The 24,277-nt window shown below is 30.3% G+C and carries 21 protein-coding genes; 10 read left to right on the top strand and 11 right to left on the bottom strand.

Going from position 1 to position 24,277, the window contains the following annotated elements:
- The 7 genes from ACFQ1U_RS11175 to dnaG all read left to right on the top strand — a co-directional run bounded on the left by ACFQ1U_RS11175 (nucleotide 1) and on the right by dnaG (nucleotide 8,666).
- Nucleotides 1-645 (top strand): NADH:ubiquinone reductase (Na(+)-transporting) subunit D, encoded by a 645-nt coding sequence (locus tag ACFQ1U_RS11175; protein WP_386108363.1) that lies wholly within the window; start codon nucleotides 1-3, stop codon nucleotides 643-645.
- A gap of 61 nt (nucleotides 646-706) precedes the next feature.
- Entirely contained in the window at nucleotides 707-1,441 is a 735-nt protein-coding gene (gene nqrE, locus ACFQ1U_RS11170) for an NADH:ubiquinone reductase (Na(+)-transporting) subunit E (RefSeq protein ID WP_386108361.1), read from the top strand.
- 2 nt (nucleotides 1,442-1,443) lie between these two features.
- Nucleotides 1,444-2,751, top strand: coding sequence for an NADH:ubiquinone reductase (Na(+)-transporting) subunit F (gene nqrF, locus ACFQ1U_RS11165; protein WP_386108847.1), 1,308 nt, complete (start codon nucleotides 1,444-1,446; stop codon nucleotides 2,749-2,751).
- A gap of 68 nt (nucleotides 2,752-2,819) precedes the next feature.
- On the top strand, nucleotides 2,820-4,421 hold the full coding sequence (locus ACFQ1U_RS11160; RefSeq protein ID WP_386108359.1) for a tetratricopeptide repeat protein: 1,602 nt from the start codon (nucleotides 2,820-2,822) through the stop codon (nucleotides 4,419-4,421).
- A gap of 282 nt (nucleotides 4,422-4,703) precedes the next feature.
- A complete protein-coding gene (gene clpP, locus ACFQ1U_RS11155) occupies nucleotides 4,704-5,363 on the top strand; it encodes an ATP-dependent Clp endopeptidase proteolytic subunit ClpP (protein WP_386108357.1) in 660 nt (219 codons plus the stop codon).
- 39 nt (nucleotides 5,364-5,402) lie between these two features.
- The gene (gene clpX / locus ACFQ1U_RS11150; protein WP_386108355.1) at nucleotides 5,403-6,641 is read left to right on the top strand and encodes an ATP-dependent Clp protease ATP-binding subunit ClpX; all 1,239 of its coding nucleotides are present in this window, start codon (nucleotides 5,403-5,405) and stop codon (nucleotides 6,639-6,641) included.
- 69 nt (nucleotides 6,642-6,710) lie between these two features.
- Nucleotides 6,711-8,666: a DNA primase gene (dnaG, locus tag ACFQ1U_RS11145; protein WP_386108353.1), complete on the top strand. Its 1,956-nt coding sequence runs from the start codon at nucleotides 6,711-6,713 to the stop codon at nucleotides 8,664-8,666.
- A 228-nt stretch (nucleotides 8,667-8,894) separates the two neighbouring features.
- Here dnaG and nadE read toward each other — a convergent pair whose 3' ends face one another.
- Nucleotides 8,895-9,683, bottom strand: a complete 789-nt coding sequence (nadE, locus tag ACFQ1U_RS11140) for an NAD(+) synthase (RefSeq protein WP_386108347.1) — start codon at nucleotides 9,681-9,683, stop codon at nucleotides 8,895-8,897.
- A gap of 52 nt (nucleotides 9,684-9,735) precedes the next feature.
- Here nadE and gldB point away from each other — a divergent pair, with 52 nt between their 5' ends.
- The gene (gene gldB, locus ACFQ1U_RS11135) at nucleotides 9,736-10,692 is read left to right on the top strand and encodes a gliding motility lipoprotein GldB (protein WP_386108344.1); all 957 of its coding nucleotides are present in this window, start codon (nucleotides 9,736-9,738) and stop codon (nucleotides 10,690-10,692) included.
- Nucleotides 10,692-11,030 carry a gliding motility protein GldC gene (gene gldC / locus ACFQ1U_RS11130; protein ID WP_386108342.1) on the top strand — a complete coding sequence of 113 codons (339 nt, stop codon included), beginning with the start codon at nucleotides 10,692-10,694 and terminating at the stop codon, nucleotides 11,028-11,030. Before gldB ends, gldC begins: the two co-directional genes overlap by 1 nt.
- A gap of 24 nt (nucleotides 11,031-11,054) precedes the next feature.
- On the opposite strand, the gene folK is transcribed toward gldC, so the two are convergent.
- The 7 genes from folK to rpsO form a co-directional block, all read right to left on the bottom strand.
- On the bottom strand, nucleotides 11,055-12,188 hold the full coding sequence (gene folK / locus ACFQ1U_RS11125; protein ID WP_386108340.1) for a 2-amino-4-hydroxy-6-hydroxymethyldihydropteridine diphosphokinase: 1,134 nt from the start codon (nucleotides 12,186-12,188) through the stop codon (nucleotides 11,055-11,057).
- An 88-nt stretch (nucleotides 12,189-12,276) separates the two neighbouring features.
- The gene (locus ACFQ1U_RS11120; RefSeq protein ID WP_386108338.1) at nucleotides 12,277-13,470 is read right to left on the bottom strand and encodes a hypothetical protein; all 1,194 of its coding nucleotides are present in this window, start codon (nucleotides 13,468-13,470) and stop codon (nucleotides 12,277-12,279) included.
- Nucleotides 13,460-14,008, bottom strand: a complete 549-nt coding sequence (locus ACFQ1U_RS11115) for an RNA polymerase sigma factor (protein ID WP_386108336.1) — start codon at nucleotides 14,006-14,008, stop codon at nucleotides 13,460-13,462. The genes ACFQ1U_RS11120 and ACFQ1U_RS11115 overlap by 11 nt, the downstream gene beginning before the upstream one ends.
- Before the next feature lie 68 nt (nucleotides 14,009-14,076).
- Nucleotides 14,077-14,982 carry a hypothetical protein gene (locus ACFQ1U_RS11110; RefSeq protein ID WP_386108334.1) on the bottom strand — a complete coding sequence of 302 codons (906 nt, stop codon included), beginning with the start codon at nucleotides 14,980-14,982 and terminating at the stop codon, nucleotides 14,077-14,079.
- 99 nt (nucleotides 14,983-15,081) lie between these two features.
- Complete coding sequence (locus ACFQ1U_RS11105; RefSeq protein WP_386108332.1) at nucleotides 15,082-15,762, bottom strand: hypothetical protein; 681 nt, start codon at nucleotides 15,760-15,762, stop codon at nucleotides 15,082-15,084.
- Nucleotides 15,763-15,880: 118 nt separating this feature from the next.
- Entirely contained in the window at nucleotides 15,881-18,109 is a 2,229-nt protein-coding gene (locus tag ACFQ1U_RS11100) for a polyribonucleotide nucleotidyltransferase (RefSeq protein WP_386108330.1), read from the bottom strand.
- Between the two features lie 134 nt (nucleotides 18,110-18,243).
- The gene (rpsO, locus tag ACFQ1U_RS11095) at nucleotides 18,244-18,513 is read right to left on the bottom strand and encodes a 30S ribosomal protein S15 (protein WP_386108328.1); all 270 of its coding nucleotides are present in this window, start codon (nucleotides 18,511-18,513) and stop codon (nucleotides 18,244-18,246) included.
- Between the two features lie 196 nt (nucleotides 18,514-18,709).
- Here rpsO and ACFQ1U_RS11090 point away from each other — a divergent pair, with 196 nt between their 5' ends.
- Nucleotides 18,710-19,537 (top strand): hypothetical protein, encoded by an 828-nt coding sequence (locus ACFQ1U_RS11090; RefSeq protein ID WP_386108326.1) that lies wholly within the window; start codon nucleotides 18,710-18,712, stop codon nucleotides 19,535-19,537.
- Nucleotides 19,538-19,588: 51 nt separating this feature from the next.
- On the opposite strand, the gene accD is transcribed toward ACFQ1U_RS11090, so the two are convergent.
- The 3 genes from accD to tamL form a co-directional block, all read right to left on the bottom strand.
- Nucleotides 19,589-20,446 carry an acetyl-CoA carboxylase, carboxyltransferase subunit beta gene (gene accD, locus ACFQ1U_RS11085; RefSeq protein ID WP_386108324.1) on the bottom strand — a complete coding sequence of 286 codons (858 nt, stop codon included), beginning with the start codon at nucleotides 20,444-20,446 and terminating at the stop codon, nucleotides 19,589-19,591.
- 169 nt (nucleotides 20,447-20,615) lie between these two features.
- Nucleotides 20,616-21,674, bottom strand: coding sequence for a class II fructose-bisphosphate aldolase (fbaA, locus tag ACFQ1U_RS11080; RefSeq protein WP_386108322.1), 1,059 nt, complete (start codon nucleotides 21,672-21,674; stop codon nucleotides 20,616-20,618).
- A gap of 88 nt (nucleotides 21,675-21,762) precedes the next feature.
- On the bottom strand, nucleotides 21,763-24,243 hold the full coding sequence (gene tamL, locus ACFQ1U_RS11075) for a translocation and assembly module lipoprotein TamL (RefSeq protein WP_386108320.1): 2,481 nt from the start codon (nucleotides 24,241-24,243) through the stop codon (nucleotides 21,763-21,765).
- Nucleotides 24,244-24,277: the final 34 nt, after the last annotated feature.

Raw genomic sequence — 24,277 nt, 5'->3', positions numbered from 1 at the left:
ATGGGACTTTTATCAAAAAAAGACGCAAAATTAATAACAGATCCGTTAGCAGATAACAACCCAATTACTATTCAAGTATTAGGTATTTGTTCAGCATTAGCAATTACTGCTGAATTAAAGGCTGCTATTGTAATGTCTATCTCAGTATTATTTGTTTTAGGCGTAGGAAACGTAATTATTTCTTTGATGAGAAATATTATTCCTTCTAAAATTAGAATTATTGTACAGTTAATTGTAGTTGCTTCTTTAGTAATTATTGTAGATCAGGTATTAAAAGCATTCGCTTATGAGCTTAGTAAAACTTTATCGGTTTTCGTTGGTCTTATTATTACAAACTGTATTATTATGGGACGTTTTGAAGCTTTCGCTTTAGGTAACGGACCTTGGAAATCATTTTTAGATGGTATTGGTAACGCTTTAGGTTACGGTGTAATATTAATATTAGTAGCATTTTTTAGAGAATTATTAGGTTCTGGTACTTTATTAGGATTTAAAGTATTAGGAGATCCAATTGAAAAAACTGGATTATATGCTCTAGGATATGAAAACAACGGATTTATGTTATTATCACCAATGGCATTAATTGTTGTAGGTATTATTATTTGGGTACAACGTTCAAGAAACAAAGCTTTAATTGAAGATTAAGTCAATGAATAATGATCAGTAGCTATTCACTGGTAAATGATCATTGATAACTGAAAAAAATATGGAATTATTAGAATTATTTTTCAAATCGATATTTATAGATAACATGGTTTTTGCAACATTCTTAGGGATGTGTTCTTACCTAGCAGTATCTAAAAAAGTATCTACAGCCGTTGGTTTAGGTGCAGCTGTAATCTTTGTATTAGCAGTTACGGTACCTGTAAACTGGTTATTAGATCAATATATATTACAACCAGGAGCATTATCTTGGTTAGGAGCAGAATATGCAGGGTATGATTTAAGTTTCTTATCATTTATTATGTTTATTGCAACTATTGCAACCATGGTACAATTGGTAGAAATTATTGTAGAAAAATTTGCGCCTGCTTTATATAACTCTTTAGGTATTTTCTTACCGTTAATTGCTGTAAACTGTGCTATTTTAGGAGGTTCATTATTTATGCAATCTCGTGAAATACCAACTTTAACGCAATCTTTAGTATATGGTACAGGTTCTGGAATCGGATGGTTTTTAGCAATTTTAGCAATTGCTGCTATCCGTGAAAAAATCAGATACTCTCAAGTACCACCTGCATTAAGAGGTTTAGGAATTACTTTTATCATTACAGGTTTAATGGCTATCGGATTTATGAGTTTTGGTGGTATGTTAACTGGTGGAGATGAAGAGAAGAAAGAAAAACAAGAAACTGTAGAGGTGCAAGTTGAAGAGGAAGTGAAAAAAGAAACACCAAAAGCAGAAGAATTAGCTAATAACACTAAAGAAATTACAGAATAATGATGTTTTTAGAAGTAAGCACAGGAGGAACAGTTGCTATAACAGTATTTGCATTTTTAACGGTAATATTATTGTTAGTAGCTTTATTGTTATTTGTAAAGCAAAAATTAGCTCCGTCTGGACCGGTAAAAATTACCATCAACGGAGAAAAAACTATTGAAGTACCATCAGGAGGAACTTTATTATCTACTTTAGGTAATGAAAAAATCTTTTTACCATCAGCATGTGGTGGAGGTGGTTCTTGTATTCAGTGTGAATGTCACGTTAATGCAGGTGGTGGAGAAGCATTACCTACAGAGACTCCACATTTTACACGAAAAGAATTACAACATGGAGCACGTTTAGCATGCCAAGTTAAAGTAAAGCAAGACATGGACATTTCTATACCAGAAGAAATTTTTGGTATTAAAAAATGGGAAGCTACTGTTGTTCGTAATTATAACGTAGCGTCTTTTATTAAAGAGTTTGTTGTAGAAATTCCAGAAGATATGAACTACAAAGCAGGTGGATACATTCAAATTGAAATTCCACCATGTGAAGTAAAGTTCTCTGATATGGATATTACTGCTCACCCAGATGAGCATGAAACTCCAGACAAGTTCCAAGTTGAATGGGATAAGTTTAAATTATGGCCTTTAGTAATGAAGAATGATGAGTTAGTAGAAAGAGCTTACTCTATGGCTTCTTACCCAGCAGAAGGTCGTGAAATTATGTTAAACGTACGTATTGCAACACCACCTTTTGATAGAGCTAAAGGCGGTTGGATGGATGTTAATCCAGGAATTGCATCTTCTTATGTATTCTCAAGAAAAAAAGGAGATAAAGTTGTTATTTCAGGACCTTATGGAGAGTTCTTTATTAATGATTCTGAAGCAGAAATGTTATATGTAGGTGGTGGAGCAGGTATGGCACCAATGCGTTCTCACTTGTATCACTTATTTAAAACCTTAAAAACAGGAAGAAAAGTTTCTTACTGGTATGGTGGACGTTCTAAGCGTGAATTATTCTACTTAGATCACTTCTATCAGTTAGAAAAAGACTTCCCTAACTTCAAATTCCATATTGCATTATCTGAACCTTTACCAGAAGATAACTGGAAAGTTAAAGATAGTATTGACGGAGAAGGAGATGGATTTGTAGGTTTTGTACACAATTGTGTGATAGATAACTATTTAAGTAAGCATGATTCACCAGAAGATATCGAATTGTACTTCTGTGGACCACCGTTAATGAACAAAGCTGTTCAAAAAATGGGTGAAGATTTTGGTATTCCAGATGAAAACATTCGTTTTGACGACTTTGGAGGATAAAATGTTAAAATTTTCTTATATATATAAAGCCAGCTATTACGCTGGCTTTTTTAATATATATTTATTTTATGTTTTATAAATCCCCTATTCTAGTATTTTTTTTACTACTTACCTTTACAATAAATGCGCAAATAGATGATCCTAATGTCTTTATAGATAAAGAATTAACAAAATATCAAACATATACTTATAAATTTCAGTTCTTATTTGATCAATTTAAGAGTTATTTAGAGAAAGACCTTAATACGGCTGAAGTTTACATTAATAGAGCTAGTTTGTTAGTTAATATCGATAATAAAAAACATGTAGCTGCTTTAAATCATGGGTTAGGAAGTGTTGCCTATAGAAAAGGAGATTTTAATAAAGCGTTAAATCATTTTTACAAAGCAGCAGACTTATTTAAAAATACTACAAGGAAAGAAAGAGAAGCAGATACTTATATAAAAATTGGACTATGCTATAAATACTTAAAACAATTAGATAAGTCGAAAGGATATTATTACAAAGCGATAGCTATTTCCAAATCTATTAATGACTCTTTAGTTTTAGGTCGTGCATATAATTTTCTTGGTGGAACATACAGAAGACTTAATAAAATAGATTCATCATACCTTTCTTACAATAACGCTTTAAGAATTTTTAATTTAATAAATAATAAAAAGAAAGTTTCTAATGTTAAAAATGATTTGGCGATTCTTTATGGTTTAGAAAAAAGATATGATAAAGCGTTAGAAGTTCATTTATCAAGCCTATCATATATTAAGAAAAATCATAGTAATGCTAATATTGCCACTACATATTTTAACATTGGTTACTCGTTTAGTAAAATTAAAAACTTTTCACAATCTTTAAAATACCTAGATTCATCATATTTAATAGCTAAAAGAGAGGGTTTTAAATATAGGCTTAGTAGAATCACTAGTTTAAAAAGTAAATTGTACGCTGATCTAGGAAACTATAAACAAGCTTATAATCAGCATAGGTTATATAAAATTTACTCAGATTCTATTTTTGATGTTCAAAAACAAGAGCAAATAAAAGAGTTAGAGCTTAAAAATGAATTTGCTATTAAAAAGAAGGAGCTTGAATTAGTTGCTAGTAATAAGGAAAAGCAGTATCAACTTTATGGCTTTATTATTATAATTGTTTCATTAATAGCCTTTTTAGTTGCATTGTTAATCACAAGAATTTATAAGTCTAAATCTAGAATATTAGCAACTGAGGTTGAAATTGAAAAGGAAAGTAAAGAGAAATTAACTGAAAAAGTTAAAACAAGTGAAGAAGAGCTTAAGAGTTTAATAGCTGATAATTCTATGCGTTTAGAATTTTTAAAAACATTATCCTCTCAAATTAAAAAAGATAAAAATGAGGCTGATTCAACGGTATTGAAAGAGTATACTAATAAGTTATTACTTACAATTCAAAATCAAATTAGCACAGAAAACAAACTATCTGCACTACAAGAAAAAATAGACGAAGTAAATCATAATTTTAATCAAAAAATTATTCAACTTTACCCTCAATTAACCAAAACTGAACGAGAAATTTGCTCCTTTTTACGCTTAAATTTGTCTATAAAAGAGATTGCAGCGATCAGAAATTCAAGTATAGACGCTGTAAAATCATTACGATATAGAATTCGAAAAAAAAATGAATATACCCAAAAATAAAGAGTTAGAGTGCTTTATTCAAGCTCTTTAGGTAAATGTCACTTTTTGTCACTCCCTTTTTTTAGGTTGTTTTAAATAGTTATATACTTTTGAATTGCAAATATAATAGTTACTCATCGGCTATCCCCACAATTAATGATCCCTATTCTATTTAGCATTGGCCGATTGAGTAGAAAAAACCGACTTCCCCAGTCGGTTTTTTTCTTTTTATGCTAACTATACAACTTAACTATTTAAAAGAAATCTTCTTATCTTTGTTAAGATAAATTATAACAAATACATATGGATTTCGGAAAAGAATTTGAAAAGTATGCTACTAAACACCATGGAATTAGTAGTACTTATTATAATAAAATTACCAGTAGTTTAACTCCATATATTATGGAAGAGCGTCAATTAAACATAACACAAATGGATGTGTTTTCTCGTTTAATGATGGATAGAATTATATTTTTAGGTACTGGTATTAATGATCAGGTAGCAAATATTATTCAAGCTCAGTTATTATTTTTAGAGAGTGTTGACGCTACTAAAGACATTTCATTATATATTAATTCGCCAGGTGGAGGGGTATATGCAGGTTTAGGTATTTATGATACTATGCAGTTTATTAAACCAGATGTTGCAACTATTTGTACAGGTATGGCAGCATCTATGGGTGCCGTATTAATGTGTGCAGGTGAAAAAGGAAAACGTTCTGCCTTACCACATTCTCGTATCATGATTCACCAACCGTTAGGTGGGGCTCAAGGTCAAGCGTCTGATATTGAGATTACAGCACGTGAAATTTTAAAGTTAAAAGACGAATTATATCACATTATTGCAAACCATTCAGGGCAGCCATTCGATAAAGTAAATCAAGATTCTGATAGAGATTATTGGATGAAAGCAGATGAAGCGAAAGAATATGGTATGGTTGATGAAATTTTAGCTAGAAAATAACGACAAATAACAACGTTAGGTTACGTTAATAATTAAAGAATGACAAAAGATCAAAATTTAAACTGTTCTTTCTGCGGAAGAAAAAAAGCTGAAACAGATTTATTAATTGCAGGTATGGATGCCCATATTTGTGATAAATGTATCGAACAAGCTCATGGTATTGTTGAGGAGGAAATTGCAGAAGCAAAAACAACGAGCCTATCTAAAGATTTAATACTAAAAAAGCCAAAAGAAATCAAGGCCTTTTTAGATGAATATATTATTGGTCAGCAAGAAACCAAGATAGCCATGGCTGTTGCTGTATACAATCATTATAAAAGATTGTTACAAACAAAAAATGATGATAATGAGGTTGAAATTGAAAAATCTAACATCGTTTTAGTTGGAGAAACAGGAACAGGAAAAACGTTAGTAGCCAAAACAATCGCAAAAATGTTAAATGTACCTTTTGCAATTGTTGATGCTACAGTTTTAACGCAAGCTGGTTATGTTGGAGAAGATGTTGAAAGTATTTTAAGCAGATTGTTACAGGCTGCTGATTATGATGTTGAAAAAGCTGAAAAAGGAATTGTTTTCATTGATGAGATTGATAAAATTGCCCGAAAAGGTGATAACCCATCTATCACTAGAGATGTTTCTGGAGAAGGAGTTCAACAAGCTTTATTAAAATTACTTGAAGGATCGTTAGTAAATGTAGCCCCAAAAGGAGGTAGAAAACATCCTGAGCAAAAGTTTATAGAGGTTAATACTAAAGATATTCTGTTTATTGCTGGAGGTGCGTTTTCTGGTATAGATAGAGTAATTAGCAAGCGTTTAAATCGTCAAGCAGTAGGTTACGGTGCATCAATTGAAGAAGATAAAATTGATGAGGATAACTTATTACAATATATCATTCCAGCAGATTTAAAAAGCTTTGGTTTAATACCAGAAATAATAGGGCGTTTACCAGTATTAAGCTATATGAATCCATTAGATGCTAAAACGCTTAGAGCTATTTTGACCGAACCTAAAAATTCGATTATAAAGCAATACACAAAGCTTTTTGAAATGGATGATGTGAGCTTTACCGTAACAAATGAAGCTCTAGATTATATTGTAGAAAAAGCTATAGAATATAAGTTGGGAGCAAGAGGATTAAGGTCTTTATGTGAAGCTATTTTAACCGAAGCAATGTTTGAGTTACCAAGCTCTGATACTAAAGAGTTTGCAGTAACTAAAGAGTACGCAGAAAGTAGAATTACAAAATCAGCGTTACAAAAATTAAAAGCAGCCTCATAGCATAACCCATTTAATACACTAATAACCTCACATAATTTTTATAAGTTTGTGAGGTTTTTATTTTTATAAATGATATCAAAGCAAACCATAGAAAGTGTTTTTGAAGTAGCACGAGTAGAAGAGGTAATTGGAGAGTTTGTTCAGCTGAAAAAATCAGGAAGTAACTTTAAAGGGTTAAGTCCGTTTACAGATGAAAAAACACCTTCATTTATGGTGTCACCTGTTAAACAAATTTGGAAAGATTTTAGTACAGGTAAAGGAGGAAATGCAATTTCATTTTTAATGGAACATGAGCATTATACCTATCCAGAAGCTATAAAATGGTTAGCTAAAAAGTATAATATAGAAATTGAAGAAACCGAGCAAACGGATGAGCAAAAACAACAAATTAACGAACGTGAAAGTATGTTTTTGGTTTCAAAATTTGCAAAAGATTACTTTCATGAAGTATTAATGAATACTCAACAAGGTAGAGCTATTGGTTTATCATATTTTAAAGAACGTGGTTTTAGAGAAGATACTATTACTAAGTTTGATTTAGGTTATTGTAAAGATGAATGGGATAATTTTACCAAAACAGCACTTCAGAAGGGTTACGACCTTAAATATTTAAAATCTACAGGTTTAACCATTGTTAAAGAGGGTGGCGCAGAGGATAAAAAATTTGATCGTTTTAAAGGGCGTGTTATGTTTCCTATACATAGTATGTCTGGTAGGATTCTCGGCTTTGGAGGTAGAATTTTAACCAATGATAAAAAAGCTGCAAAATACTTAAATTCACCAGAAAGTGATATCTACCATAAAAGTAAAATTTTATATGGAATTTATCAGGCTAAAAAAGAAATAGCAAAACAAGACAACTGTTATTTAGTAGAGGGATATACAGATGTTATTTCTTTTCATCAATCTGGAATAGAAAATGTAGTAGCTTCATCCGGAACAGCATTAACTCCGGATCAAATTAGATTAGTTCATAGACTAACAAATAATATTACTGTTTTATTTGATGGAGATGCAGCAGGAATACGTGCAGCAATTAAAGGTGTAGACTTAATTCTAGAGCAAGGAATGAATGTGAAAGTGGTTTCTTTTCCTGAAGGAGAAGATCCAGATAGTTTTGCAAAATCTCACTCTGATGCAGAATTAAAACAATACTTAACAGATAAAGCTCAAGATTTTATAGATTTTAAAGTGTCTTTATTAATGAAAGACGCAGAAAATGATCCTGTTAAAAAAGCAGGATTAATCAGAGATATTGTGTCTAGTATAGCAAAGATTCCAGATGCAATACAACGAGAAGTCTATGTGCAAGAATGTGCTCGTGTTATGGATATTTCTGAGCGTGTTTTATTTAGTGAGCTTGCACAGTTGGTTAGTAAAACAGATGCACAAAATATTCAAAAAAGTAAACCTACTCCTGTTTTACAGCCGGTAAAAGAAACAACAAAACCTAAAGTAGACAGCTTATTTCTTTTAGAAAAAGAAATTATTAGAATTTTATTACTATACGGAAATGAAGAAATAGATTTTATAAACTGGATAGATGCAGTAGATAAATACGGTCGCCATACTTTAGAAAAAGAAGAGTATAGGAATACAGTTTGTAACGAAATTTATTTAAACTTACAAGAAGACGAAATAGCATTTACAAATGATCTTTTTCAAGTGATTTATTTTGAATTGATTCATCAGTTAAATCAAGATGAAAAAATTTCAATAGAGCAATTAATTACTCATGAAAATCCTGAGGTAGCAAACTTAGTCACCAATATTTTAATGGATGAAGAGAAATATACTTTAAGTGATTGGAGTAGAAAAGAGATTTTTGTAACCGAAACTCATAAAATACTCCCTAAATTAGTTACAGACGCTTTATTAAATATTAGAAGATTACTAATTGAAAAGAAAATCAATGGTATTTTAGAAGAAATAAGAGAAAATCAAGTACAACCCGATCTAGAAGAAATATCGGGTTATACAGATTTAAAAAAATTATTATTTGAAAAGCTTAATCGTGTGATTTAAAAACTGGTACTATTTTTTTAGTAGTTACTTTATATTTTTTTGTACTTTAGCAATCCCTTCCCCTAAGAAAAGAAAAGAAATAAAAGATCAAGAAAGCTGAAAACTATGAGAAAATTGCAACAAATAGGGCAATTGCTTCTTTTGTTAGTTCAATTACCATTTAAAATTTCTAACGGGCAAAAAAAGCATACTTACAAAAAAATTAAACAGTTAATGATTTCTGCTAACCTACTTTAATTCTTTAGGAATTTCACAAACAGGTATTGGAATCATTTTATGTTGGTTAATTGTGTTTAAACGAGTGTATATTTTATACACTTCTTGTTCACGTCCAGAAAAATCATTTGCAGTTTTACCAGCATCCTGCATTTGCATGGCCCATTCTAATTCATCATAAGAAGCACCAATTTGGTCTTCGTCTGTTCTACTGTCACCAAATAAGCCATCGGTAGGTTGTGCTTTTTGTATAGATTCAGGCACTTCTAAATAAGCACCTAATTGGAATACTTCAGATTTTACTAAATCAGCAATTGGACTTAAATCAACTCCTCCATCACCATACTTTGTATAGAAACCAACACCAAAATCTTCCACTTTATTTCCAGTTCCAGCTACCAACAAAGCTTGTAAACCAGCAAAATAATATAAAGTAGTCATTCGTAAACGAGCTCTAGTGTTCGCTAAAGCTAAATCGTTTTGTGGTGAAGTTTCTACTGCTGGTACCGATTTTATAAAATCTTCAAAAGTACTTGTTAAATCTACACGAGTGTCAGATACATTCTTGAAACGATTTTTTAATTGTGCAATATGTTCTTGAGCTCTATTAACTTGACTTTGTGCTTGGTGTATAGGCATTTCAACACATAAAGTAGGTAAGCCTGTTTTAGCACATAATGTAGAGGTAACAGCACTATCTATTCCTCCAGAAACGCCAACAACAAATCCTTTAACTTTTGCGTTTACAGCATAATCTTTTAACCAATTAACAATATGATTAGCAACTTTTGGTGTATTCATGTTATACTATTTTTTTAATTTTGATGTTCAATTTAATATAACAGCTAAGATAATGCGAAAATTTCTATTCATACTAATTGCAGTAACTAGTATACTGTCTTGTAATTCAAGAAAAAATAATGATATAGATGTATCTTCTATTCCAGTAGATTTTACTGTAAAAAGGTTTGATATTGATTTTTATACCGCAGATAGTAGTACTTTACCTAAAATAAAATCTAAATATCCGTTGTTATTTCCTCCACAACCAGATAGCATATGGTTGCAGAAAATTAATGATTCTGATGAGCGAGAATTATTTGCCGAAACGCAAAAGATTTATAAAGATTTTTCTCAGCAAAAAGAAGAATTAACGTTGTTATTTAAACATATAAAGCATTATAACAATTCGTTTAAAGAACCCAACGTTATTACTATGCTGACCAATGTGGATTACGATAATAGAGTAGTTTATGCTGATAGTTTACTATTAATATCTATAGATGCTTATTTAGGTACAAATCATCCTTTTTATGAAGATTACCCGTTTTATATTAAAGAAAACTTAGATAAAGAACACTTAATAGTTGATGTGGCTTCAGCAATTATTAATCAAGAAGTTTTACCAAATACCAAACGAACTTTTATAGATAAAATGATTTATGAAGGAAAAAAAATGTATGTAATGGATTTATTTTTACCTTCTGTGTCTGATAAAGAAAAAGCAGGATATTCTACTGAAAAGTATAATTGGATTTTACATAATGAAGAAGAGGTTTGGCGTTATTTTATAGACAAAGAGCTTTTATATAGTACCGACACTAAATTAAATAGAAGATTTTTAGACTTAGCGCCGTTTTCAAAGTTTTATACAGAGTATGATAGGTTATCTCCAGGTAGCGTAGGTGTTTGGGTAGGTTGGCAAATTGTAAGATCTTATATGAGAAATAATGACGTATCTTTGCCTGAGCTTTTAAAGGCTGATGAAGACGAAATTTTTAAAAAATCAAAATACAAACCCAAAAGATAATGGCAACAGCACATACATCAAAAGTAACTTTTACAATTGGATTAGATGAAAACAGAGTTCCGGAAGAAATAACATGGAATGCAGAAGATGGAGGTATTACCAATGAAGCATCTAAAGCAATCATGCTATCTGTTTGGGATCATAAGCAAAAAGATACTTTGCGTATGGATTTATGGACGAAAGATATGCCTGTAGATGAAATGAAGCAATTTTTTCATCAAACATTAGTGTCTATGGCAAATACCTTTGAAAGAGCTACTAATGATGAGAAAATGAGTGCAACCATGCGTGATTTTTGTGAATATTTTGCAGAAAAATTAGAGTTAATAAAGAAATAAAAAAACAGCCGAAAGGCTGTTTTTTTATGCGTTATGATTTTTAATTTTGTTGATTATAAAGTGATAATCTTCTTCATTATTTACAAAATCAAGTTCAGACACATCAATAATTAAAATATTTAAATCTTGTTGTGTTTTTATAAAGTTACTATAGCCGTCATGTATTTTTTGTAAATAGCTAGCTTCAATGTTTTGTTCATAATCTCTCCCTCTTTTTTTGATGTTCTGCAATAACCTTTCTGTGTTTTGATACAAATATACATACACATCTGGTTTAGTAATTTCTTTATACATTAAATCAAACATTTTGCGGTAAAGCTTATACTCATCTTTATGTAGTGTTACCTGTGCAAAAATTAAAGATTTAAAAATATAATAATCAGAAACGATAAAATTTTTAAATAAATCAAACTGAGCTAAATCGTCTGATAATTGTTGGTATCTATCAGCTAAAAAACTCATTTCTAAAGGAAAAGCATAGCGCTCTTCATCTTTGTAAAATTTTGGTAAAAATGGATTGTCAGCAAATCGTTCTAAAACTAATTTTGCATTAAACTCATCAGACATCATATTGGCTAATGACGTTTTTCCAGCTCCAATATTACCTTCTATAGCAATATAATTGTATTTTTCTGTAATAGGAATTGGTCTAGTAAGCTTATCGTTAGTACAAGAAATTTCTGATGTATCCAGACAGTTTTCCAAACAAATATATAAGTGCTTTTTTTCTATAGGATGAATTACATTTCTAGCAATTTCCGCTAGTGGTGCTAGAGCAAATTTTCGTTCTAACATTCTCGGATGCGGAACAATTAAAGTTTTTGAAAAGATAATTTCATCATCAAATAATAAAATATCAATATCTATTAACCTGTCACTATATCCTTTATTTGAGTCTTGCCTTACTCTACCTAATTCTTTTTCTATTTTTAATAGCGTACGCATTAAAGCTTCAGGAGGTAAATAGGTAGATACTTTTATACAAGTATTTAAAAAATCCTCACCTTCATAACCCCATGATGGAGTTTTATATACGGAAGCAATTTTTAAAACAGCACCCACCTTATTAGCAATTATGTTGATTGCTTTTTGAAGATTTTCAAGTTTATTTCCTTGATTTGTTCCTAAAGAGAGGTATGTAATTCGTTGGATTTTCAATGTAAAAAAAGCGTATCTATTTAGAGTGCAAAGAAACGAAAACCACCCTAAAAAAATAATATAAATACTAATGCTTTTGTTAACAATTTTATTTTAAATCAAATATAAAACCTGTTTGAAAATTAATATTAAACGGTTTTGAGTTGATAGCTTTTGTGTTATAGGTATTTAAATAATTCTTATAATTCAATTCAAGATATAAATAGAAGTTATCATAAAGTTTAATTTTATTTAAAACGCCAAAATTGATAGAAATATTAGTTTTACTTACACTCTTAAGTTCACCAATAAAGAAATTATTTGTATTTGGAGAGCTTCCCCAAATTTCTGCACTTCTAAGAAATAATTGGCTATATCCTAACAATATTTTAAAATTAGATTTTTCAGAGTTATAAAAAGTATAACCAAATTCAACAGGCACTTCTAAGTATTTGATAGTTTCATTTAACGAAATATTCTGATCATTGTTAAATAGAAATTCAAGATTGCTATTAATGTATTCTGAATTTAAATTGTTAATTTCTCTAAATGATATAAGCTGTGGGGAATTACTATTTATATTAATATTGTTAATATTTCTATTTAAACTTAAGTACTGTGCTCCAATTCTAATTGAGTATATATCTTTAAGTTGAAAATTTATATATAAACCAAAATTATATGATAATTTTTTTGAATTAGGGTTGTTTGCCAAATTATTGTTTAAACTATTGTTGATTGAATAAGAGTTGAAATAATTAATCCCATTGTTAATACTAACACTCGTTTTTATTAATTTTTCAATTGGGTCTTTTTCATTTGTTTTTTGAACATTAATATGAAGCTTTTCAATTTCATTTTTAATTTGTAATACAAAACCATTGGGATCTAGTTCTATTTTAAATACTTTTTCTTTTTTGTTATTCTTTAATGATTTTTTCTTATTTAGTTTAGTTTTATTTTTAGTGATTTTGGTACTCTTTACTTTAGAGTTTTTATTTAAATTGCTTGAATGAAAAGTGCTTTTACTTGATGCTTTATCTGTGTTTTCTTCATGTTTTTTATCTACAATAATCTCATGTTTATTGTTGTTTTTTCTTGTTATAGGACGACTATTAACTATAAATAGAGAAAGACAAAAACTTATAATTAGAAAAGTTATTAAAATTAATCGTTTAATTTTTTTTCTCTTTTCTCGCTTTAATATTGATTCTATCTGGATCCATACTTCTTCATCAGGCGACCCTAAATGTTCATTTAAGCGTTTTTTTAATACCAATCCTATTTCGTTTTTATGCTTCATGTTTAACTTTATTTTGGTATTTTTCAATAGCTGTTTTTAATAATTTTTTAGCTCTAAAAAGATTTGATTTTGAAGTCCCAATTGATATGTTTAATAGTTCAGATATCTCTTTGTGAGAGTAATTATCAAGTTCATATAAATTAAAAACTAATCTATATTGAGGTGGTAAATTTTGAATATATTCTAAAATAATTGATAGAGGAACGTTGTCTATATTATTTAAAGTAATTTCTTCTTGTTTTTCCTTAAATAAAAAATTATCTAAAGGTTTTGTTTTAATATCATATTTGAATTTGTCAATTGCTTTATTAATTGTTATTTTTTTTATCCATCCTTCAAATGAACCTTTGCCATTATATTTTTTAATGTTTTTAAATATTTCTATAAAGGCATCTTGTAAATTATCTTGTGCTGCCTCTTTAGTTGCACAGTACTTTAGTGATATAGCATATAAAGCATCTTTGTATTTCTCATACAAGATGCTTTGTGATTTACTATTTCCTTTTGCACAATTTTTTATGAGTTTTTCTATATTCAAACAGTTGGTTAGTTGTTATGATAAATAAAAGAATAGTTTAATTTTTTATACTGTATTACAAACATTTTTTATTCATATTCATAAGTAGTAATTGTTTTATATATAGAGCCTTCAGAATTAGTGTTTTTAGTTTGCTTTGTTATATAATCATTAGAATCAAATTCATAACTAAATGTACTCGTTACTGATATATTTGTAGTATGATCAAAATAATAATGATTTGAAATATAATTATCACTTACTTCATAAATTTCGTAGTTATACAAACCCATTATTTCGTTGTCAAGAAAACTATTAATTCTCCAGTGACTACCAAATAAATATTCGATATATCTATACTCTTTTGAACTTTTTTTATCTAAATAATTATATGTTTCTTCAGTTCTAATAGTATTATATGTTTTTCTAATTCTACTAACTAAATTATCATTTTGATATTCATAGATGTTTTGAAACGCAGTTATGTTGTGTGCATTAAGTTCATTATGTTCTAAGATTAAACCTTCGTTATCAAAAGAAGTTATGTTTTTTGATTCTCTGCTACCATCAGACCAAGAATCTATATGAGTAACTAGGTTTCCATCATATACAATATCTTTTTGCCCTTCGACATATTGCTTTCTTAAAGCAGGACCTGGAGTTATTTTTTTTTGTGTTAGCTTACCATAACTATTGTAACTGTATGCTCTTGTCCATTGTAATTGATTATTTGCATTAAACTCTAAAATCTTTGAAACTAAATCTCCTTCATAATATATATTATAATAATTACCGTTATTATATTGAATGTTAATTAATTTATCTGATGAAAAATTATTTTTTTTAGAGCTAGTTAGAATATTGTTAGTGTAATAATCCTTTTTTATTACTTTTAAACTTCGTGTGCTGTTCAAAGTATGAGAATCCTCATCAAGATTACAAGATGATATTATTAAAATAATTAATAGTTTAATTGATGATCTTAGTGTTTTCATGATCGTGTTTTTTTGTTTAATACTCTGTAAAATGTTTAAAAATGAAAAGTTCATGTGTAGAACATTCATTTTTAGTTAAACCAGTTTAGATTCATCGTGTTATAACGGAGTTGCACTCCAAATACCATCTGATAAATGTATATGAGAATAAGTTCCTTCTATACTCATTCCAGATAAAACACCGTAATATATATAAGTTGAATTATTTGAGTTATTCCCTTCCCAAATATAGGTAAGATTGTTTCCGTTTAAAGACCATGTTCCTAAAGTTGTATATGTGCCAGGAAAGTCTATCTCGTCAAATTTTGTAGTTCCATTTTGTAAAAAATCTACCTGTGATATAATTTCATAATTATTAGAGTTAGGGTAAACTGTGGTTACTTTCCAGGAAGTATCATCTAATGAGAGTGTTTTAAATGTTTTTTCATCACTATAAGTAGTTTTATCATCTGTTTTTATATATGCTCTAAAATGGTAAGTTGTATTAGCAGTTAAATTAAAAATTGATGCTGTATATGTATTATTAGTTTTAATAATAATATTGTCATTAATTGTAGGATTAGTATTTGTACTATAGGCTATTCCACGTTCAATAATTTCGTTTTGACCTTCATAGGTTGAAGTAACCTCAATTTTCATTGAGGTAAAAGTTTCTTCTTTATTATTTAATATTGTAATATTAATTATGTCCTCAGGAAATTCATCATTATTATTACAATTGCTAAATAAAAATGTTGTTAGTAAAATGAGTAAGGCTTTAAGGAAAAATATTGTTTTCATAGTGTATGTTTTTATAAGTCTTTAACTTGTAGTATATAAAAACAAAAAAGGTTGCGTTGAAAACAAAAAAAATCGCCAAAATTGTTGGCGATTTTTAATTTTATATAAAAAGAGGTTGTTATTCTTCTTTTTTATCGGTACGTGGCTTTCTATCTTCACGACGATTATCTCGGTTTCGGTTATCACCACCTTTATTGTTATTGTTTCTTGGTTTAGAAACATAACCTTCAGGTTTTGGTAATAATGCTTTGCGTGATACTTTTTCTTTTCTAGTTTTAGGATCCGTACCAAAGTATTTTACGTCAATAACATCACCTATGTTAACAACATCAGTTACGTTATTTGTACGCTCCCAAGCTAATTCACTAACATGAAGTAAAACTTCGTTTCCTGGAGCTTCAGTATACTCAACAACTGCTCCAAAATCTAAAATTTTAATAACTTTAACTTCGTAAACACTTCCTTTTTCAGGCTTAAATAACATTGCATCAATACGAGCAAGAACTCTATCAATTCCTTCTTGATTTGTTCCTAATATCTCTACAATACCTTCTTCTGTAACCGGATCTTCATTAATTACAATAGTAGTTTCAGTTTCCTTTTGTAACTCTTGAATATGTTTACCTCCAGGACCAATAAATGCCCCAATCATGTCATTAGGGATTGTTCTGTTAACCATTTTAGGAGCATGAGCTTTTACATCTTGGTTAGGAGTTGTAATTGTATCTGTTAATTTCTCTAAGATATGTAAACGTCCATCACGAGCTTGCATTAAGGCTTTAACTAAAATCTCATAAGATAATCCTTTGATTTTAATATCCATTTGACAGGCAGTAATACCATCTGCAGTACCAGTAACTTTAAAGTCCATGTCTCCTAAGTGATCTTCATCACCTAAAATATCAGATAAAACTGCATATTTATCACCATCAGAAATTAATCCCATAGCAATACCAGAAACAGGTTTTTTCATTTGTACACCGGCATCCATTAATGCCATCGTACCAGCACAAACTGTTGCCATAGATGAAGAACCATTACTTTCTAATACTTCAGATACAATACGAACTGTATATGGACAATCTTCAGGTATCATACCTTTTAATGCACGTTGTGCAAGGTTACCATGTCCTATTTCACGGCGAGAAGTTCCTCTGATAGGTCTTGCTTCTCCAGTAGAAAAAGGAGGGAAGTTATAGTGTAAATAAAAACGTTCTTCGTCTTGTAAAGTAGGTGAATCAATCATGTTAGCATCTCTAGAGGTACCTAAAGTAACGGTAGCTAATGCTTGTGTTTCCCCACGTGTAAAGATTGATGAACCATGAGTGCTTGGTAAATAGTCTACCTCACACCAAATTGGTCTAATATCTGTAGTTTTACGTCCATCTAAACGTAAACCTTCATTTAAAGTTAAGTTTCTTACAGCTTCTTTTTGAGCTTTATTGAAGTATTTCGAAACTAAGTCTCCATATTCTTCTAACTCTTCTTCTGTAAACATAGCGATAACTTCTTCTTTTACTAAAGAAAATGCTTCACCTCTTTCTTGTTTAGAAGTTCCTTTTTTTGCAATATCATAACACTTTTGATATGCAGCATCGTAAATTTTTTGAGCCAATTCTTCATTGGTAGCCTCAGCATCATATTCACGAGTTTCTTTTTTACCAAATGCTTCAGCTAAGGCAACTTGAGCATCACATTGTACTTTAATTGCTTCGTGAGCAATACGGATAGCTTCTGCCATTTCTTCTTCAGAAACTTCATCCATTTCACCCTCTACCATTGCAACAAATTCGTTAGAAGCACCAACCATTAAGTCGATGTCTGCTTCTTTTAATTGTGAAGGACTAGGGTTTACAATAAATTCTCCGTTTACTCTAGCTACTCTTACTTCTGAGATAGGAGCTTCGAAAGGAATGTCTGATAATTGAATAGCTGCAGATGCTGCTAAACCTGCTAATGCATCAGGTAATACATTATCATCATGAGACATTAATTGAATCATTACCTGCGTTTCAGCATGGTAATCTTTTGGGAATAATGGACGTAAAACACGATCAACCAAACGCATGGTTAAAATTTCCTCATTACTAGGTCTTGCTTCACGCTTCATAAACCCACCAGGGTAACGTCCTGCTGCCGCAAATTTTTCGCGGTAATCAACAGTTAAAGGTAAGAAATCGATACCAGGAGCCGCTGTTCTAGCAGATACTACTGTTGCCAATAACATTGAGTCTCCCATTCTTACAACAACTGAACCATCTGCTTGTTTGGCTAATTTACCAGTTTCTAATGTGATGGTTCTTCCATCTCCAAGTTCTATTACTTGGGTAAATACTTGTGGAATCATACAGTTTTTGTTCTAATTTTTTTAATTGTTTTTGTTGTTGTTGTTAGGTGTTGTTGTTGTTCCAATGGAAGTAATAAATACTTTTGCAATATAAAAAAAAGAGGCTGAATATTCCAGCCTCTTTTACGTAGGTATTATTTTCTAATTCCTAATTCCTTGATAATCGCACGATATCTGTTGATATCTTTTTTCTTAAGGTAATCTAAAAGGCTTCTACGCTTACCAACCATTCTTACTAATGAGCGCTCAGTGTTAAAATCTTTACGATTTTGCTTTAAGTGCTCAGTTAAGTGGTTAATTCTGTGCGTAAATAACGCAATTTGACCTTCGGCAGAACCAGTATCATTAGCTCCTTTACCGTGTTTTGCAAAAATTTGCTCTTTTACTTCTTTAGTTAAATACATACCAATATTGTTTAAATGATTTTAATGTACTCAATGATCTTCATTGAAGTTGCAAATGTACAATTAATTTTTATAAAAATACAGTATAATTATCAGCTTATTTTTTGTGTGATTTTAAGTTTTTTTTAACAAAAATTAAACCTTTTGAGAAGTGTTTAGTCTAAATAGCAGATTAACTTTTTTAAACATTTATATTATGAAAATTAAAATCTTAAAAATTAGTTTACTTTCAATAGTTGGTACTATGTTATTAGTTGCGTGTTCTGATAATGGGGAGAATTTAAGCAGCGATGAACTTTCAAATCAAGAAATTCAAAATTCTATTTTAACTGATGATATCACTTCTGATATTGACAATGTTTTAGAAGAGGATGATTATGACTACAATTTATTAGGAAGATCTACATCAACTAGTAGTATTTCAGATTGTGTTACTAGAACTGTAGTTGAAAATGCTAATAGTAAAACAATTACGTTAGATTTTGGTGATAGTTGCATGAGTCATTGGGGAAGAGAATTTTCTGGGATCATTATTATAGAATACGTTCAAACTTCAGAAGGTTATTCAAAAACAATCTCTTTTGAAAACTTTATGATTGAAGGTAATGCAATTCAAGGTGGTAAATCAGTAGTAAAAGTTAGGGAAAATGAAAATGGTAATAGAGAGGCTACACATACAGTTGATATTACTGTGATTTTTGAAAATGGTGCATCAGTAACAAAGACGGGAACTAGAGTTAGAGAAATGATTGCAGGAGCTGATACTAGAGAAAGAGGTGATGATGTTTATTCTATTTCAGGAAACTGGCAATACACTAATGTTTTAGGTACTGTATTTACAGGAAATATAGTTGAAAATTTAAGAAGAGAGTTTGCGTGTAGGTTTATTGTAAGTGGAGTAACAGAAATAACAAAAAACGGCGTAATTTATTCGTTAGATTTTGGTGATGGAAGTTGTGATAATTCAGCAATTTTGAGTAATGAAAACGGTGATAGTAGAGTAGTAACTTTACGAAGATTTTAACCGTAGTTTTGATAGTTAAAAACGGAAAAGCCAGCGAAACGCTGGCTTTTTTTATGCTCTTACAGGTTGATTCTGTATTAAATCTATATATAAATTAACCTGCTTTTTTAAATCTTTACGCTCATAAATGGCATCTAAAAATCCGTGTTCTAATAAAAATTCAGAACGTTGAAAACCTTCTGGTAAATCTTTACCAGTTGTGTCTTTTACAACACGTGGTCCAGCAAAAGCTATTAAAGCATTTGGTTCTGCAATATTTATATCACCTAACATAGCAAATGAAGCAGTGGTTCCTCCGGTAGTAGGATCTGTACATAAAGAAATGTATGGTAACTTAGCATCTGCTAATTGTGCTAGTTTTACAGATGTTTTAGCTAATTGCATTAATGATAGTGATGCTTCCATCATTCGAGCACCACCAGATTTAGAAACCATTAAAAATGGTAACTTGTTTTCAATGGCATAATCGATAGCTCTTGCTATTTTTTCACCAACTACACTCCCCATTGAGCCACCAATAAATGCAAAGTCCATTGCTGCAATAACAATGTTTTTACCGTAAGATTTTCCAACAGCTGTTCTAACAGCATCTTTTAAACCAGTTTTTTTCTGAACTGCTTTAACTCTGTCTGGATACTTTTTCGTGTCTTCAAACTTTAAAGGATCTTTAGAATCTAACTCTTCGTTTAATTCTGTAAACTCATTATTGTCGAAAAATAACTCGAAGTACTCTTTACTACCAATTCTAACATGGTAACCGTCTTCTGGACTAACATAAAGATTTTTCTTTAGTTCGTCGGTGTCAATTATTTTTCCACTTGGGGTTTTATACCACAAGCCTTTTGGAGTGTCTTTTTTTTCTTCTGTAGGAGTATGAATTCCTTTGTCTTTTCGTTTAAACCAAGCCATAATACGTTTAGTTTTTTGTTATTAGCTTCTGATTACTTTTTGTTTCTTGGTTTCTTTTTCTTTAATTTTTACTTGTTTCTGCGTTAGCGATAGAGCGGTTTGTTTGAGCTCTTTTGGCTTTAGCAAAAAGCGAGTAGTGAAAGCGCGACCTTTAGGAAACGCCCAAATATTAAAGGGTATTGATGTTGTTTAAATCTTCAAACGCCTTTTTTAAACGGGCTTTAAAGGTTTGCTCACCTTCGCGTAACCATTTACGAGGATCGTAATACTTTTTATTTGGTACATCGTCTCCTTCTGGGTTACCTATTTGTGCCTGCAAATATGCAGATTTTTCTTTCATATAATCACGAACTCCTTCACAAAATGCATATTGAAGGTCTGTATCAATGTTCATTTTTATTACACCGTAACCAATTGCTTCTCTAATTTCTTCAAGTGTAGAGCCTGATCCTCCGTGGAATACAAAGTCAATGGTGTTTGCAGGAACATTGTATTTTTCTGTAATATATTCTTGAGAATTTTTTAAAATTTTAGGAGTTAACTTTACATTTCCTGGCTTGTAAACCCCATGAACATTACCGAATGCGGCAGCAATGGTAAATTGATCACTTACTTCTAATAATTGTTCGTATGCGTATGCTACTTCTTCTGGTTGTGTGTAAAGTTTAGAACTATCAACATCTGTGTTATCAACACCATCTTCTTCACCACCAGTAATACCTAATTCAATTTCTAAAGTCATACCCATTTTACTCATTCTTTTTAGGTACTCTTTACAAATTGCTATGTTTTCTTCTAAAGGCTCTTCAGATAAATCTATCATGTGTGAGCTGTATAATGGTTTCCCAGTTTGGGCAAAGTGCTCTTCACTAGCGGTTAATAAACCGTCTATCCAAGGTAATAATTTTTTAGCTGCGTGATCTGTGTGTAAAATAACAGGTATGCCATAAGCTTCTGCCATTAAGTGCACGTGTTTTGCACCGGCTACAGCTCCAGCAATTGCTGCTTTTTCATTTTCATTAGATAAACCTTTTCCTGCATTAAATTGAGCACCTCCGTTAGAAAATTGAATAATTACAGGTGAGTTAACCTCTTTTGCTGTTTCTAATACTGAGTTAATGGTGTTAGAACCTACTACATTCACTGCGGGTAGCGCAAAGCCTTTTTGTTTAGCTAGTTGAAAAATTTCTTGAACTTCTCTTCCTGTGGCAACTCCTGGTTTAATCATTGTTTTATTTTTTAGTTGTTGGTTGATATGAAAAACAAATCTACACTTTTTTTGTTTGTGTTGCTTTATTTTTATGATAAAGTGATGGTTAAAAAGGGTAGTTTATACCAATATTATAAACTGCATTACTAAAATTATAGTTTTGAAACCAACGGTTGTTTTGTTTATATGGCTCTCTGGTTTTAAAACCAAGATCTAATCGTAATACTAAAAATTTTAAATCATAACGTACTCCAAATCCTGATGCTACAGCCATATCTGTTAAAGATTTAAGTCCGTCAAATCTAGATTCATCATCTACTAAAGAAGAATTGGTAATATCCCAAATATTCCCAGCATCTAAAAAAACAGCTCCTTTTAAACTACCAACCATTGGAAAACGATATTCTAAAGAGGTTAAAAACTTTAAACTTCCAATATTATATTCAAGCCCAGGTTGGCGTGTTCCTGGTCCTAAATCATAGGTTCTCCAAGCTCTAATATCATTAGATCCTCCAGCAAAATAACTTCTGTTGAAAGGAATGTTAGAGTTGTTGTAAGTAACAATAGCGCCTAAAAATGTTCTGTGTGCTAAAACATTATCTCTTCCTAGATCCCAATATTTTTTATACTCAATATCTGTTTTAAAGTATTGTGCAACAGGGATTTTAAAAACAGTTTTTTGGCCATTTATATTGGTTTGATTGGATAAAAGTCCCATTATATTACCTGAGTTTGCAAGTCGAACTCTAAAATATGAAAAATCAGAATCTGAGACCTTTTCTTTATTGTTGTAGGTAAAAGAGTAGGCTATTTCAGGAATTAAAAAGTCTGATGAAATGATTCGATATCGATTAAAAACATTTAAGTTTTCTTGATATTCTTCTGGGTTATTGTTTCTAAAATTTCCGTCTGATGCTACAGATCTCATAAAAGAAACAATTTCTGAAGCATTTTCTGAGTTGTTTTCTGGTAATGTATAACTAGTATCAGCTTCCGCTACTTCTACAAGTTTGTTGTATTCAGATCGGTAAATGTTAAAATAATTATTAACGTTTAAATTTCTGATGTATTGAGCATTTAGTAGTTCTACTTGAATGCTTTTTCTTTCAGTAAATTGCCATTTATAATCGATACCTAAAGAAATACTTTGTTTGTCTAAAGCAATATTCTTTTGAATAGCTACTCCGGTTTGAAAAGTTGTTCTAGGCATCATGCTTTTAGGTACAAATTTGTGCAGTCCAAAAGGGGCCATAAATCTTGGTACTTGTAATGAAATGTTAGAACCAAGTTCCCAACCAGGTCCATTTCTTGAATTAAAATATGAACCTAATACAGAAAATCTAAATATTTCAGCACCTTTAAATGTGTTTCTATTTAATATGGAAAATTTAGCTGAAATATCGAAGTTTCGAATATTAGATCTAGATAGCTCCGTCTCTAAGCCTAGTGTGTATTTTTCTATAGGAGTTAAGTAAATATTAGCTTCTAATTCTTTATCGTTAATTTCTTGATAACGTATTGAAGTGGTTTTAAAGTTTTTTAATCCACGAAGGTGTAATCTTGTTAAGTTTCTTAGCGAGTCTGTATAAATTTGATCAGGCTGAATAAATATAGACTGTGATAAGTATTTTGGATTGTATTTTAGTTTTTTGTGTGCAAAATAGTTGACTCCATTATAATTAGTAGAATCATTTAAAGGCTCAAAACGTTGATTATATGTATAATCTGTATAAATATTAATTTTTTTAACCTTTTGAATGTTAAAAGGTTTTGAAGAGTATTCACCTTTACTTTCAATTAAGCGATTAGAAATTTTTATTTCAACATCTGTTTTTTGATAATTATCTAATGTATCAGGTTCAAATAAAATACTGTTTTCATTAAAATGAAAGATTCCTTTATTTCTGTATAATTTTACAAGCCTGTCGGCTTCATCAATAAAATTTTGGTTTTTGTATTGCTCTCCTTTTTTAAGAAAACTATTCTGCTTGTTCGCTTGGTAGATTGAATCTAAAATAGGGGATTCAATAGTTGTGTAAATTAAATCTAAAAAAGTAGGTTTTCCTTTTAAAACTCGGTAAGTTATAGCTCCTTTTTTATTTCCTAAAATATCTTTTGTTGCGCTTACATGATTTCTGAAATAACCCTCGGTAAAAAAGTAATTGGTAAGGTTGTCAATAGTAGCATTTGTTTTCTTATCATTAATTATTACAGGAGCTTGTCCATTTTCTAAATACCAAGTATTTAATCCTATAAATGTTCTGGCTACAGATATGCTTTGTTTTTCTGAAAAAACATCTTTAAATAATTTGTAAAGTTGCGGATGATTTTCTTTCCATTCTTCAACATCTTTAGATCCTTTTGGGTTACCTAAATTATAAAAGTAGAGTGATAGTGGTAAGAAACCAAATACTTTTGCGTTTTGGCGTTGTAGAAGAAGTTCATGTATTTTCTCTTTACTTGTTTTTTTCTCATCAACAATAATGGTGTTTTTAGCTAATAGTAACTCATTATCAGGTACATGTTTTATAGTGCTACATGAGTTAAAGATTAGAATAAGTAAAAAATAAAAAGAAAGTTTTTTCATTAACTTTACGCCTCGCATTAATCACCAAAAATAC

The organism is Tenacibaculum geojense, assembly GCF_042676005.1.
Classification (GTDB): Bacteria; Bacteroidota; Bacteroidia; order Flavobacteriales; family Flavobacteriaceae; genus Polaribacter; species Polaribacter geojense.
This window is presented reverse-complemented; position numbering and strand designations above follow the sequence as displayed.